General features: G+C 45.0%; 17 protein-coding genes. All 17 read left to right on the top strand.

Annotated elements, in window-relative coordinates; translation table 11 throughout:
* Nucleotides 1–35 precede the first annotated feature (35 nt).
* The 17 genes from ACR8BL_RS05460 to rseP all read left to right on the top strand — a co-directional run bounded on the left by ACR8BL_RS05460 (nt 36) and on the right by rseP (nt 13449).
* Nucleotides 36–497, top strand: coding sequence for a chemotaxis protein CheW (locus ACR8BL_RS05460; protein WP_272035097.1), 462 nt, complete (start codon nt 36–38; stop codon nt 495–497).
* Nucleotides 498–507: 10 nt separating this feature from the next.
* Entirely contained in the window at nt 508–1128 is a 621-nt protein-coding gene (locus tag ACR8BL_RS05455; RefSeq protein WP_434751672.1) for a chemotaxis protein CheC, read from the top strand.
* Complete coding sequence (locus ACR8BL_RS05450; protein ID WP_434751671.1) at nt 1121–1618, top strand: chemotaxis protein CheD; 498 nt, start codon at nt 1121–1123, stop codon at nt 1616–1618. Before ACR8BL_RS05455 ends, ACR8BL_RS05450 begins: the two co-directional genes overlap by 8 nt.
* Before the next feature lie 4 nt (nt 1619–1622).
* The gene (locus ACR8BL_RS05445; RefSeq protein ID WP_434751670.1) at nt 1623–2063 is read left to right on the top strand and encodes a hypothetical protein; all 441 of its coding nucleotides are present in this window, start codon (nt 1623–1625) and stop codon (nt 2061–2063) included.
* A gap of 15 nt (nt 2064–2078) precedes the next feature.
* On the top strand, nt 2079–2867 hold the full coding sequence (locus ACR8BL_RS05440; RefSeq protein ID WP_434751669.1) for a FliA/WhiG family RNA polymerase sigma factor: 789 nt from the start codon (nt 2079–2081) through the stop codon (nt 2865–2867).
* A 59-nt stretch (nt 2868–2926) separates the two neighbouring features.
* Nucleotides 2927–4336, top strand: a complete 1410-nt coding sequence (locus ACR8BL_RS05435; protein ID WP_434751668.1) for a DUF342 domain-containing protein — start codon at nt 2927–2929, stop codon at nt 4334–4336.
* A 51-nt stretch (nt 4337–4387) separates the two neighbouring features.
* The gene (locus ACR8BL_RS05430; protein ID WP_434751667.1) at nt 4388–4702 is read left to right on the top strand and encodes a hypothetical protein; all 315 of its coding nucleotides are present in this window, start codon (nt 4388–4390) and stop codon (nt 4700–4702) included.
* Between the two features lie 61 nt (nt 4703–4763).
* Nucleotides 4764–5351: a hypothetical protein gene (locus ACR8BL_RS05425; RefSeq protein WP_434751666.1), complete on the top strand. Its 588-nt coding sequence runs from the start codon at nt 4764–4766 to the stop codon at nt 5349–5351.
* Nucleotides 5352–5353: 2 nt separating this feature from the next.
* Entirely contained in the window at nt 5354–5980 is a 627-nt protein-coding gene (locus ACR8BL_RS05420) for an endolytic transglycosylase MltG (protein ID WP_434751665.1), read from the top strand.
* 225 nt (nt 5981–6205) lie between these two features.
* Nucleotides 6206–6904 carry a 30S ribosomal protein S2 gene (gene rpsB / locus ACR8BL_RS05415; RefSeq protein WP_434751664.1) on the top strand — a complete coding sequence of 233 codons (699 nt, stop codon included), beginning with the start codon at nt 6206–6208 and terminating at the stop codon, nt 6902–6904.
* A 116-nt stretch (nt 6905–7020) separates the two neighbouring features.
* A complete protein-coding gene (gene tsf / locus ACR8BL_RS05410; protein ID WP_434751663.1) occupies nt 7021–7671 on the top strand; it encodes a translation elongation factor Ts in 651 nt (216 codons plus the stop codon).
* A gap of 230 nt (nt 7672–7901) precedes the next feature.
* On the top strand, nt 7902–8630 hold the full coding sequence (gene pyrH / locus ACR8BL_RS05405; protein ID WP_434753024.1) for a UMP kinase: 729 nt from the start codon (nt 7902–7904) through the stop codon (nt 8628–8630).
* A complete protein-coding gene (gene frr, locus ACR8BL_RS05400) occupies nt 8630–9184 on the top strand; it encodes a ribosome recycling factor (protein ID WP_434751662.1) in 555 nt (184 codons plus the stop codon). Before pyrH ends, frr begins: the two co-directional genes overlap by 1 nt.
* Before the next feature lie 90 nt (nt 9185–9274).
* Nucleotides 9275–10042 carry an isoprenyl transferase gene (locus ACR8BL_RS05395; RefSeq protein WP_434751661.1) on the top strand — a complete coding sequence of 256 codons (768 nt, stop codon included), beginning with the start codon at nt 9275–9277 and terminating at the stop codon, nt 10040–10042.
* A gap of 16 nt (nt 10043–10058) precedes the next feature.
* Nucleotides 10059–10853 carry a phosphatidate cytidylyltransferase gene (locus ACR8BL_RS05390; protein WP_434751660.1) on the top strand — a complete coding sequence of 265 codons (795 nt, stop codon included), beginning with the start codon at nt 10059–10061 and terminating at the stop codon, nt 10851–10853.
* 70 nt (nt 10854–10923) lie between these two features.
* The gene (locus ACR8BL_RS05385; protein WP_434751659.1) at nt 10924–12063 is read left to right on the top strand and encodes a 1-deoxy-D-xylulose-5-phosphate reductoisomerase; all 1140 of its coding nucleotides are present in this window, start codon (nt 10924–10926) and stop codon (nt 12061–12063) included.
* Between the two features lie 114 nt (nt 12064–12177).
* Nucleotides 12178–13449 (top strand): RIP metalloprotease RseP, encoded by a 1272-nt coding sequence (rseP, locus tag ACR8BL_RS05380; protein ID WP_434751658.1) that lies wholly within the window; start codon nt 12178–12180, stop codon nt 13447–13449.
* Nucleotides 13450–13500 lie beyond the last annotated feature (51 nt).

Below are 13500 nucleotides of genomic sequence, written 5' to 3'. Positions count from 1 at the left end.
GATGGAGTTTTACATTGAATAGGGAGGTTTTTTACATGGAAGAAGAGTTGAAAGTCATCGTCTTTAAATTAGGGTCCGAAGAGTACGGTATTGAGGTGGACAAGGTTCAGACTATTGAGCGCATGATGCCGATTACCCGCGTTCCTAAAACACTTTCCTTCGTAAAAGGAGTTATCAACCTGCGCGGTGTTGTTATTCCGGTGATTGATCTCCGCGGACGCTTCTCCCTTGCAGAAACGGAATATACAGATCAAACACGTATCGTTATTGTAGGCGTGGACGATATGCAGGTTGGTTTTATCGTTGACTCTGCCAATGACGTTATTGACATTAAAAGCAGTTCCATCGATACTCCACCAGAAGTTGTCGGTGGTGTTAAGGCGAGATATCTACGTGGTGTTGCCAAATTGGAAGATGGCCGCTTGTTGATTATGCTTAACCTTAACGAAGTATTAAATAAAAGCGAGATTGTGCAGCTGGAAAGTGTTGAGGGCTAGCACTGTGGAGATGTTTAGCCGATTTGAGGGTTTCCAAATGGATGTGCTCAAAGAGGTCGGTAATATTGGAGCAGGCAACGCCGCTACGGCGTTGTCTCAACTCCTTAATAGACCGATTGATATGGGCGTACCCACTGTTCAGATGCTCCCTTTCGAGGAAATTGCTGAAAAAGTGGGTGGCGATGAGAGGATTGTAGTCACAATTTTTCTTCGTGTAGAAGGTGAAGCACCTGGTAATCTCTTTTTTATGATGACCCCGGAGGCTGCAAAAATGTTATTGAATCGTCTTGCTGGCTTTGAGTTAAAAGAAGGCTTGGCGTTCACAGATATGGAGTACTCTGCCCTGTCTGAGATTGGAAACATTCTGGCTGGATCGTATCTGTCTTCTCTGGCGGACTTCACAAAGCTGTCGATGTATCCTACGGTTCCAGGGCTGTCCATCGACATGGCAGGAGCAATCTTAAGTTATGGGCTACTGCAATTTGGAGAGATGGGCGATGCAGCATTATTAATTGATACTTCTTTCTTTGAGGGTGAAGACCAGGTAGAGGGGCAGTTTTTCCTGATTCCAGACCCGCCTTCTTTTGCAAAGATTTTTGAATCGCTAGGGGTGCCACTGAACAATGATTGAGGACAAGAGCGTCGTTAAAGTCGGTATGGCGGATCTGAATATCGCTCAACTCCCTGGCGTAATCCGTACCACTGGCTTAGGGTCGTGTGTGGGACTAACGATGTATGACCCACAGCTAAAACTGGCTGGAATGGCGCATGTCATGCTTCCAAGCTCAGAGATTGCCCGGGAGGGGAAGCTGAACACGGCTAAATACGCGGACACGGCATTACCAGAATTGCTTGAAAAGATGCTAAAGTTGGGCGCGTCTCAATCACGGATTGTATCCAAGATGGCTGGAGGCTCACAGATGTTTGCTTTCTCAGGGGCAGGAGATACGATGCGAATTGGACCACGGAATGCAGATTCCTGTCGGGAAATGTTGGAACAGCTCAAAATTCCTCTACTTGGCGAAGATACAGGAGGAAATTACGGGCGCACTATCGAAATGAATTGCGAGACAGGACTTTTAACTATTCGTAGCGTACAAATGGGTGTAAAGGAATTATAATATAATGATAGGAAACTACCGCATTAATCTTGGAGCAGGCATAGTCGGATTCGTTCTGACTTTTTTTGTAGCATTCAGCAGCAATGTGTTGATGACCAGTTTAATACGCGGATTAATAGGATTCGCAGCCTGGTATGTCTTAGCATATGGTCTGCGTTGGGGATTGGGAGTATTGTTTAGCCCTCGTGTAGAAAATGGATATGGTTATGATTCAGAGGGTGCTCAAGATCTAAAAGGTTCACAGGTGGACATTAAACTCGAAGACGATGGACAAGAGCTGAATGACTTGCTCAAGAATGGACAGAGCGACTCCGCCGGGGCTGATCATCCACCATCTGAGACGAAAGCTCCAACGGGATTTGCTCCTTTGGATCCGCCTAAACTCGTCCGGACCAAAGACCCGGAGGAATTGGCGCAGGCCGTTCGTCACCTGACAGACAAATAAGGAGGGTGAAAGCAATTGAACGAGCGTAAAGCTTCACATTTGAACCATTCTGATCTGTGGGAAAAATGGAAAGAACACGGAGATATTGAAGCAAAAAAAATGTTGATCGAAAAATATCTTCATATTGTTAACTATGTGTCAGGCCGATTGGCAGTGGGGTTACCCAAGAACGTCCCGAAAGACGATCTGGAAAGCAATGGAGTAATGGGTCTCATTGATGCATTGGAAAAATTTGATTATGAACGAGGCTTGCAATTTGAGACCTACGCTTCATGGAGGGTTCGCGGAGCTATACTGGATGGATTACGTCAAGGAGACTGGGTTCCCAGATCTGTACGTGAGAAAGCGAAGCGAATTGAAGATGCTTACCAGCAACTGGAGCAGACCTATTTGCGTTCGGTCAGTGATGAAGAAATGAGTCAGTATCTGGACGTGTCAACTAAGGATTTCCAACATATGCTTCAGGAGGTGGCAGTTATGTCACTCTGCTCACTGGAAGATCCGATCCGGGAAGAAGAGTCAGAGACACGTCTCTCTTTAATGGTAGATGAAAAAGCCAAAAATCCAGATTATAAGGTTAATGAGTTTTATTTAAAAGATGCGCTGATACAAGGGCTTGAAAAGCTGACAGTTAAAGAACGAACGGTGGTTTCTCTTTTGTATTACGAAGACCTTTCTCTAAGTGAAATTGCTGAGGTTATGTCTCTTTCGCCGTCTCGTATCTCCCAACTACATTCCAAAGCCATCTTACGGCTTCGCGGCACACTGGATAAACAAAAAGATTTGCTGATGCGTAAAGACTAGAGAGCAGAAGTTAAGATATGTTTAGGGAGTGGACAGGCTAATAAGGAGGAAGATCCGCGTTGACACAAGGGACTGTTATGGAAAAATCACTAAACGTTGTTTTATCCGATGATAAATGTACCGCTTATCTTGAATATTACAATGAAGAAGAAGGCTTTTCCTGTACCACGGAAGAGCTTGAACAATTTGTGGAGAGCAAGGGCATCAAACATGGTCTATTGCGAGAAAAATTATTAGTTTTTGTGAATAACCCGTCTGCCTACCTGAAAGATAAATGCAAGATAGCTGAAGGCGTTTCTCCTGTACAAGGAATCGATGGATATATTCAAGTTTTGATTGGCAAAGAAGATGACAACGAACAGCGGCCATTGGAAGCAGAAGATGGAAAAGTGGATTACAAAGAGCTGATCCGGTTAGACAATGTACGCAGCGGTCAGATCATCGCCAAGCGTATTGATCCTGTTGATGGTGTACCCGGCAAAGCAGTGACTGGTGAGGAAATTCCTTTTCGTCCCGGAAAAGAAGCTCGATTTAAAATTGGGAAAAATGTTGTTGTCAGTCCTGATGGCTCTGCGATGTATGCTGCAATTGATGGCCTAGTGAGCAGAACAGATGGAAACAAACTGAATGTATTTCCTGTATACGAAGTTAATGGTGATGTCGATTATAAACATGGGAATATCGACTTTGTGGGTAACGTGGTTATCCGAGGTAATGTACTCACTGGCTTTAAGGTAAAAGCGGCAGGTGACATTCGTGTCGTCGGAGGTGTCGAAGGAGCAGAACTGGAGGCAGGTGGCTCTATCGAAATTACCGGCGGGATCATCGGTTACAACAAAGGTTTAATTCATGCCGGACATCATGTGAAATGCACATTCATTCAAGATGGCAATGTTGATGCAGGTGAAGATGTACTTGTATCCCAAAGTATTATGCACTCCAATGTTCGTGCGGGTCATGCTGTAATCTGTGCAGGAACCAAAGGGCTTATCGTTGGAGGTTCAACACAGGCCGGAGAGCATGTGTCTGCGCGTGTTGTAGGCAACACGATGTCTACAGTTACCTCAATTGAGGTTGGCGTGCTACCAAGACTCCGAAACGAAATGAATGAGCTGCGTAAGGAAATTAGAGAACAAATGGACTCCTTGGACAAAACCAAGAAGGCGCTGACTTTACTTGATCAGCTGGCTGCAGCAGGACAACTAACGCCAGACAAAATGGCTATGAGAATCAAATTAAACTCGACTCAAAAATCAGCTCTTCATCAGAGTGGAGAAATGAAAACTCGTATCTTGGAGATTGAAAAGGTACTTGAAGATACAAGTAGAGCTCGTGTTGATATTCTGAAGATGATCTATGGAGGCTCTAAAATAGTTATCGGCAGATATACGAAATTTATTAAAGATCCAGTCAGTCGAATGTCATTTTTTTATCAAGATGGAGATATCACGATGACGCCGTACGTTTAAAACAAGCAACAGGCTTATGAGGAAATCCATTCGAAACCGTGAGGTGAGCGTATGAGTTTCAAAGCAGTGGAGTTGCAGATTGCGGTGCCGCGAACCAGTGAAGCAGGACGATATCAAAGTGAAACTCAGCAGAGGCCGGTTACCGATCAGAATCTACTTGCGGAACAGACGGCAAAAGAAGCGAACGAGGCAAGGCAGCGCAGTGAGGCCATGGCTGAAACATCGCATACTTCGGTGCGTGATGGTCATGCGGGTGGCGGGGAGTACCATAGTGGGGCTGATGGACAGGATGGAGCCGTTGAGCAGGAGAATGTAAAACTCGCAGAGCATCCCTACAAAGGTAAACATGTTGACCTGTCTATGTGAAAGAGTACAACCAGGCTGGAAGCTTGCGCCCCGGTGGTCGTAACAAAAGGAGAGAAGCAATTTGTCACCATGGATCATTATTGTTGTATTAGGAGCTTGTGCAATTGCTTATGCATTCATCATGCCTCGAAGAGACAAGGAACAGCAGCCATCACATCAACTGGTGCAGGAGATGGAGTCAACGCTCGAACATTATATGACAGAGATTGAAGAAGACAATGACGCCCTTATTCAACGTGTGGCTGAACTTAAAGGTGAAGCCACAGCAGCGGATCAGCGGATGCAGTTGCAACTTCATGAATTACAGCAGCGGCTTGATCAACTGGAGCAGCAAAAAGTAACGACTGCTGAGGCTATCTCGTCACCGCCTGTTGAGAGTATAACGGGTAAAGCTTCTGAGGGACTGCAGGCACAAAAACTGTTGGACAGTGTAAGAGCTGAGAAGAATCAACACTTTGTATCAGTAGCAGAGTCTCAAGTCAAGGCAGGATTCTTAGAGCCGCAGCGTGAATCTATTAAAGATCGTTACAAAGAACTTTTTAGACTACATGATGAAGGAAAGTCTATGGACTCCATTTCTAGACAAACAGGCATACAGCTTGGTGAGGTGCAATTAATATTGCAGCTGGCAGAGCGGGAGGAGAGCTAACCATGGACAAGCGATCTTTGTGGATCGGAATAGGAAGCGGTATGATTATTGGAGCTGTGTTACTTCAACTGGCTACGGTTGGACAAAAAGCTCTGTCTGACAGCAATCTGGAACCGGTGCAACCTGAAAATTGGACGAAAGAACAACTGGAGACAGCAGCAAAGAGTCTGGATCTGAAGTTGGTTGGTGCCCAAGACGAGTTGTATACGGAAACAGAATGGGTGGCTAAGAAAAAACAGGAAAGCAGCAAAATGCAGGGGGAAACAGCAGTAACACCTAACCAAGGCACTTCTGCTACGAATCCAACGCAACCAAAACAGCCACAGCAGCCAGAGTCCAGTAATGTCAAAGATCAAACACAGATTAATCAGCCGCAAACAAACAAACCTGCCACACCAAGTAAACCTAAGGGAGCTGCTGTAACGTTCAAGGTGCGTTCTGGCAACAGTTTGGTTATGGTGGCTGAAAACCTGAAGGACGTCGGTATCGTAGATGATGCGCAAGCATTTATCAAGGCAGGCAATGCTGAAGGGATTAATAGAAAAATTCAAGTGGGCACTTATTCTCTTGAAAAGGGCGAAAGTTTCAAGTCGATTATTGCTAAAATCACCAAAGAACCGTCAAGCTGAGTATGAATGCTCAGACTAGACGGTTCTTTTTGATAACCTGAAGTCATGAAAATTTAGATTCAGAAAATGTTGCAACAGGTTGTCACTTATGATATATTAGATAACGGTGTTAAAACACACGCTGTGCTAATTTTGTTGAGGGTGCTTTCCTATTGGAGAGTCTTAGCGAAAAATGATGCTGGCGGAGGGACACAATAAAAAAACCATATTAGGAGGTGTGTGAAGATGGCAGTAATCTCCATGAAGCAGCTTCTCGAAGCTGGGGTACACTTCGGTCACCAGACTCGTCGTTGGAACCCAAAAATGGATCGTTATATCTTCACTGAAAGAAACGGAATTTATATCATCGATTTGCAAAAAACGGTGAAAAAAGTCGAAGAGGCTTACAACTTCGTTAAAGGAATCGCAGGCGAGAATGGTACTCTTCTTTTCGTAGGTACTAAAAAACAAGCTCAAGACTCCGTTAAAGAAGAAGCTGAACGCGCTGGTCAGTTCTACATCAACCAACGCTGGCTCGGCGGTACCCTGACTAACTTCTCTACTATTCAAAAACGTATTGATCGTTTGAAACAGTTGGAAGGTTGGGAAGAAGACGGTACTTTCGCTGTTCTGCCTAAAAAAGAAGTTATCTTGCTTCGCAAAGAAAAAGATCGTCTTGAGAAATTCTTGGGCGGTATTAAAAATATGAAAGGCCTGCCTAGCGCCCTGTTCATCATCGATCCACGCAAAGAGCGTATCGCTGTTGCTGAAGCTCGCAAATTGGGTATCCCAATTGTTGGTATCGTTGATACAAACTGCGATCCGGACGAGATCGATTATGTTATTCCAGGTAATGATGACGCGATCCGCGCTGTTAAATTGCTGACAGGTAAAATGGCTGACGCTGTTATCGAAGCTAACCAAGGCGAAGAAACTTCCGCTTAATAGTTTCGAACATATCATTCATAAATTAAATGAAAAGGGTGGTTGGTAGGTGGATAACCTCTCACTGCCCTTTTTTTAGAGTGTACGTACAATACTTAATCTGGAGGGAATTTATAATGGCAGTTAATGCGAGTGCGGTAAAAGAACTTCGCGAAAAAACGGGCGCAGGTATGCTCGATTGCAAAAAAGCACTGGAAGAAGCAAACGGTGATGTAACGAAAGCTGCTGAATTGTTGCGTGAAAAAGGTCTTTCCGCAGCAGCAAGTAAAGCTGGACGTACAGCAACTGAAGGTGTTGTAGAATCCTACATTCACGCTGGTGGCCGTATTGGTGTTCTGGTTGAAGTTAACTGCGAAACTGACTTCGTTGGTAAAACGGATCAATTTAAAGATTTCGTTAAAGACGTAGCAATGCAAATTGCTGCAGCTAATCCGAAATTTGTTACACGCGAAGAAGTTCCTACTGAAGAGCTGGAGAAAGAGAAAGAAATCTTGAAAGCTCAAGCATTGAACGAAGGCAAACCAGAAAAAATCATTGAAAAAATGGTTGAAGGCCGTATCGGTAAATACTACGAAGAATACTGCTTGATGGAGCAAACTTTCGTTAAAGATCCAGACAAAACAATTTCCCAATTGCTGAATGAAAAAATCAGCCAAATCGGTGAAAATATCTCCATCCGTCGTTTCGTTCGTTATGAACTGGGTGAAGGTCTTGAGAAAAAAGTAGATAACTTCGTAGAAGAAGTTATGTCCCAAGTAAACAAATAAGACGTTTTTTAAACCGACAAGCAGTATAAATTTTCGAAGATATAAGAACGATGAAACTTCGAAGCGTAAACTCCCTTATATCTCAGGAAAACAGTACCTTATCGGTTAATCGTTTTTCCTAAAAGAGTGGAACACTTCTGTGTTCCTTTCTTTTTAAGCAGGAGGCTGTACGCGAAAAGTTTTGTTGGTTGAACACCAGGCGTGTTCAATTCAAAGTGGAGGGTGAACAATTGGAACAGCCAGTATTTAAACGTGTTGTCTTAAAGGTCAGCGGAGAGTCCCTTTCCGGTCAGAACGGCTATGGTATTGATGCAGAGACGATCTCTTCCATTGCGCAGCAGGTAAAAGATGTTGTTGCACTCGGTGTACAGGTTGCTGTCGTATGTGGCGGAGGAAACATCTGGCGCGGGATTGCCGGTAGTGAAAACGGGATTGACCGTGCAACTGCGGACTATATGGGCATGCTGGCGACGGTTATGAACTCGCTCGCACTGCAAGATGCACTTGAACAGATTGAAGTGCCAACGCGTGTGCAAACATCCATTGCCATGCAACAAATCGCAGAGCCGTATATTCGTCGTAAAGCTATTCGTCATCTGGAGAAAGGCCGTGTTGTTATTTTTGCAGCAGGTACAGGTAACCCATTCTTCTCCACCGATACAACAGCAGCACTTCGTGCAGCGGAGATTGAAGCGGAAGTTATCTTGATGGCAAAGAATAAAGTGGATGGTGTTTATTCAGCAGATCCATTTAAAGATAGCACAGCCGAGAAGTTTGAGCAGTTGACATACCTGGATGTATTGAACAAAAACCTTGGTGTAATGGATTCAACGGCATCCTCGCTCTGCATGGATAATAACATTCCGTTAATCGTATTTAACATTACAGAACAAGGTAACATCAAACGTGTTGTTCTGGGCGAGCGTATCGGAACAATCGTTAAAGGGAGTGTAGATTAATGCCACAAGCAGTTAAACAACATGCTGAAGAGCGTATGGAAAAAGCGATTCAGGCACTGCGCCGTGACCTGGCTACCTTGCGTGCAGGCCGTGCAACGCCGGCTCTTCTGGATCGTGTTCAAGTCGAGTATTACGGTGCAATGACGCCTTTGAATCAACTCGCTAATATCAGTACGCCAGATTCCCGTACGCTGATGATTCAGCCGTGGGACAAATCGGCAATGAGTGATATTGAACGTGCGATTATGAAATCAGATCTGGGACTCACTCCAGCTAATGATGGAAGTATGATTCGTCTGTCTATTCCTCCGCTGACGGAAGAGCGCAGAGCTGAACTTGTCAAGCTGACTAAAAAGTTCGGCGAAGAAGGTAAAGTCGCGATTCGTAACATTCGCCGTGATGCGAATGATGATATTAAGAAAATGGAAAAGTCCGAGATTTCCGAAGATGAATCGCGGAGACATCAGGACGACATTCAAAAGTCGACTGATAAATTTATCGCTGAAGTCGATAAGGTACTTGCTGCCAAAGAAAAAGAAATCATGGAAGTGTAAGACAAGCGCAGCCCCTCCAATACGGTGGGGTTTTGTCTCTTTTTTCAAAGCTTCAGATGAAGAAACTTCAGGGATTTTGGAGGAACAGGAATGATCAAACGGGTTCGGTCGTGGTGGAATGGGGCTGACAAGCAGGAAACGCTGACTATATCCGAGGATAATATCCCGCAGCACGTAGCCATCATCATGGACGGCAATGGACGATGGGCCAAACGTTTGGGTCTCCCGCGTATAGCCGGACACCAGAACGGCATGAAGGCAGTTAAACGTGCAACCATCGCGGCGGATGAACTGGGCATCAAATATCTGACGATGTACGCTTTTTCGACAGAAAACTGGACGCGTCCAAAAGAAGAAGTGGATTTTCTGATGAGACTTCCGCAAGAATTTTTGGCTATTGAATTGGAAGAATTGATCGAAAAAAATGTACGTATCCGTATGATGGGACATGAAGAGCATTTGCCTTCGCATACGGTAAATGCTTTGCGGGAAGCCATTCGTCTTACTGAACATAATACAGGTCTGGTGTTGAACTTTGCGATGAACTATGGAAGCCGCCGGGAAATGACGGAGTGTGTGAAAGAAATTGCTCTGCAGGTAAAGTCGGGGGAATTGGCTGCAGAAGATATCACACCGGAACTTATTGACCAACATATGCTGACTGCAGATCTACCTGATCCCGATTTGTTGATCCGAACGAGCGGGGAACTGCGGCTGAGTAATTTTATGTTATGGCAGCTTGCATATAGTGAATTATGGTTTACGGATATATACTGGCCCGAATTTGGCAAACAGCATCTGCTTGAAGCAGTAGCCGAATATCAGCGCAGAACAAGGCGTTACGGCGGTTTGAAATAGATGGAGGATGAAGCCGTTGAAACAGCGATTAACGACAGGAATAATAGCAGGTGTGTTGTTTTTGGGATTTTGCATACTTGGCGGCCTATGGTATCACGGGTTAGTCTTGCTTATGGCTCTCATCGGTTATTATGAGTTTGTAAAAATGACCGGGGTGAAGCCTTTTTCAGGTGTAGCCCTGATTGGATATGCGGGAATGATCTCCATTGTATTCCCTTGGGAACTGGTATGGGATTCCAGACCGTTATCCTTGTTTCAAACTTTATGGATTGTCATGTTAATTCTGATGACCGCTTCGGTTGTCACTAAGAACAGAGTGCCGATTAATACAGTGGCTATGCTTTTTATCGGCGTGCTGTACATTGGTACAGGGTTTTATTATATTGCAGAGTCCAGACATTTACCTCATGGCTTGTTCTGGACATTCCTCCTACTGGGTTCCATCTGGGCAAGTGATGCCGGAGCTTACTTTGTAGGCAAGTGGATTGGCAAAAATAAACTTTGGCCTTCGATCAGCCCGAACAAAACCGTAGAAGGGGCGCTCGGTGGCATTGTCATTGCTATTGTCACCTCGGTGGTGTTTGCGCTGGTGTCGGATGGGTTGCTCTCTTGGCAGAGAGCGATTGTGATCGGGATAGCCTGTGCAGTAGTAGGTCAGATGGGGGATTTGATCCAGTCAGCCTACAAACGCGTATACAACATTAAGGATTCAGGCAATCTTCTTCCTGGGCATGGTGGTATTCTGGATCGGTGCGACAGCTGGATTGTAGTGTTTCCATTTGTACATATACTGATGCTATTGCCTTATTAAGAGGAAACAGGTGCAAAATGACGTGTTGACCGCCTGCAAGTATCGGATTGATTAGAGGTGAGGTGCAGGAATGAAAAAAATAGCGATTCTTGGCTCGACGGGGTCGATCGGAACACAGACACTGGATGTTGTTGATATGCATCCAGAGCACTTTCAAGTGGAAGCACTGGCTGCTGGGAGTAATACAGATTTGCTGATTGAACAGGCAAGACGTTACCAGCCGAAAAAGATTTCTGTAGGTTCCAAGGAACTGGCTGACAAGGTTGCTCCACATGTGCCAGCAGGCACAAAAGTGTATTATGGTTCGGAAGGTCTCATTGAGATTGCTGCAGGAACCGATGCAGACACAGTTGTTACGGCAGTCGTAGGAAGTGTTGGACTAGAGTCTACGCTTGCTGCGATAGATTCAGGTAAACAGATTGGACTTGCGAATAAGGAAACTCTGGTTACGGCTGGTCATATCGTGACAGCAAGAGCTGCGGCAAAAGGGGTAGCTATTTTACCTGTAGACAGTGAGCACTCCGCCATCTTCCAGTGTTTGAACGGAGAGAACCGCTCAAGTGTGGCCGGAATTACATTGACTGCGTCAGGTGGTTCGTTCCGAGCTCTTACACGTGAGCAGCTCCAGCAAGTGACCGTAGAAGATGCGCTTAAACATCCAAATTGGTCAATGGGTTCCAAAATCACGATTGACTCTGCAACGATGGTTAACAAAGGGCTTGAGGTCATTGAGGCACATTGGTTGTTTGGTCTTGATTATGATCAAATTACAGTACTTCTTCATCCAGAGAGCATTATTCATTCTTATGTAGAATTTGAAGACACAAGCATTATTGCCCAACTAGGCACTCCGGATATGCGTGTCCCTATTCAATACGCGCTAACCTATCCTGATCGTATGCCTTCTCCGGCAAAACGTTTGTCTCTTGCTCAAATTGGACAACTTCATTTTCGGGAGATGGACATGGATCGCTTCCCGTGTTTAAGAATGGCATATGAATGTGGTAAAATGGGAGGAACTGCAACGACGGCCTTTAATGCAGCCAACGAGGTTGCTGTAGCCCGTTTCTTGCGGAAGGAGATTTCATTCCTTAAAATAGAAGATATCATTGCTTCTGTGCTTGAAGCGCACCGGAATGTGGACAAACCTGATCTGGAGCAGATCGCTGCCTGTGATCAGGATAGTCGCAAGCTTGCTTCCTTGCTGTAATCTCTTTTTTTCGAGACAAACTGGAAGAAGGGATTCTCTTGTGCGGCATTAGAGAATAATGATAGTCTAGAGGGACAGACTGCGGTACGTGCCGTGAAGGAGGATGAATAGGGATTGGAAACCATACAAGTGGTATTTCTAACGGTGCTGATGTTCTTTGTCATCGTGACGGTGCATGAATGGGGGCATTATTACTTTGCGAAGCGTGCCGGCATTCTTGTGCGGGAATTTGCGATCGGTTTTGGTCCCAAATTATTCTCATATAAAAGAAATGAGACGCAGTTCACACTGCGCTTGCTGCCTTTTGGCGGATATGCACGAATGGCAGGAGAAGACCCGGAACTGATTGAAATCCAGGAAGGACAGACCATAGCGGTACGGGCTGTAGAGGATCAGGTCAAAATGATCTATCTGGATCAATTGGATAACCGTAAAAATGTAATTCGCGGAGAAGTGATCTCCATTGATATGGAGAATACACTTAAGCTTCAACTGGATGTGGATGGTGAAATACAACACTATCAAATTCATCCGCAAGCAATGCTCGTAAGTCGCGGCAAACAGACACAGATTGCTCCTAAAGATCGGCAGTTTGGCAGCAAAACGGTGGCTCAACGCGCCTTGGCTATTTTTGCAGGCCCACTCATGAACTTTATTCTTGCTTTTGTTCTGTTCGCTGTTTATGCATTGATGGCAGGCGTGCCGGTTGAAAATCCGAAGAATTTGCAAATTGGCGAAGTGTTCAAAGGCGGGGCAGCGGATCAGGCCAATTTGCAAAAAGGGGATATTATTGAAACCATTAATGGTACTGTGATCGGTACAGATTCGAAAAAAATGGTGACGATGATTGCCGAATCCAAAGACAAGCCGATGGAATGGACACTGCGCAGGGGGAATGAGACGTTTAATATCATTATTACCCCTCGAGCGGTAGAAGGTCAGGAAGGTGGTAAGGTAGGAATTGCACCTGTTCTGCCTACACGTTCTGTAGGATTTGTGGAAATGTTCAAGTTTTCAGGAATAGCTATGGTGGATACTACCAAGGTGATTTTTGAAGGATTCAGACATCTGATCAATCAGTTTAGCATGGATGATATTGGTGGACCTGTGCGTACGTTTGAGGTTACTGGACAGATTGCAAAGCAGGGTATCGAGCAATTAACAAGATGGGCAGCGATTCTAAGCCTCTATCTGGGCATATTCAATCTGCTTCCAATCCCTGCGCTTGATGGCAGTCGTCTCGTTTTCCTTGGAATTGAAGCGTTGCGGGGTCGACCGGTTGATCCTAATCGGGAAGGCATGGTTCATTTTGTCGGGTTCGCGATGCTCTTTGTGCTGATGCTGGCGGTAACATATAATGATATACTACGTTTAATTAACGGATAATTACGGTTTGACTACGTGCTGAGTAGTATTCAGTGCTAGTCGTTATGGGAG

This window comes from Paenibacillus amylolyticus (genome assembly GCF_051136285.1).
GTDB classification, from domain to species: domain Bacteria; phylum Bacillota; class Bacilli; order Paenibacillales; family Paenibacillaceae; genus Paenibacillus; species Paenibacillus amylolyticus_F.
This window is presented reverse-complemented; position numbering and strand designations above follow the sequence as displayed.

What these genes read in the sequence shown, in the direction of transcription:
- ACR8BL_RS05430 (WP_434751667.1), top strand. Translation starts at nt 4,388, where the DNA reads ATGAGTTTCAAAGCAGTGGAGTTGCAGATTGCGGTGCCGCGAACCAGT.
- ACR8BL_RS05445 (WP_434751670.1), top strand. Translation starts at nt 1,623, where the DNA reads ATGATAGGAAACTACCGCATTAATCTTGGAGCAGGCATAGTCGGATTC.
- ACR8BL_RS05450 (WP_434751671.1), top strand. Translation starts at nt 1,121, where the DNA reads ATGATTGAGGACAAGAGCGTCGTTAAAGTCGGTATGGCGGATCTGAAT.
- frr (WP_434751662.1), top strand. Translation starts at nt 8,630, where the DNA reads ATGCCACAAGCAGTTAAACAACATGCTGAAGAGCGTATGGAAAAAGCG.
- ACR8BL_RS05420 (WP_434751665.1), top strand. Translation starts at nt 5,354, where the DNA reads ATGGACAAGCGATCTTTGTGGATCGGAATAGGAAGCGGTATGATTATT.
- ACR8BL_RS05395 (WP_434751661.1), top strand. Translation starts at nt 9,275, where the DNA reads ATGATCAAACGGGTTCGGTCGTGGTGGAATGGGGCTGACAAGCAGGAA.
- ACR8BL_RS05460 (WP_272035097.1), top strand. Translation starts at nt 36, where the DNA reads ATGGAAGAAGAGTTGAAAGTCATCGTCTTTAAATTAGGGTCCGAAGAG.
- rpsB (WP_434751664.1), top strand. Translation starts at nt 6,206, where the DNA reads ATGGCAGTAATCTCCATGAAGCAGCTTCTCGAAGCTGGGGTACACTTC.
- tsf (WP_434751663.1), top strand. Translation starts at nt 7,021, where the DNA reads ATGGCAGTTAATGCGAGTGCGGTAAAAGAACTTCGCGAAAAAACGGGC.
- ACR8BL_RS05385 (WP_434751659.1), top strand. Translation starts at nt 10,924, where the DNA reads ATGAAAAAAATAGCGATTCTTGGCTCGACGGGGTCGATCGGAACACAG.
- ACR8BL_RS05455 (WP_434751672.1), top strand. Translation starts at nt 508, where the DNA reads ATGTTTAGCCGATTTGAGGGTTTCCAAATGGATGTGCTCAAAGAGGTC.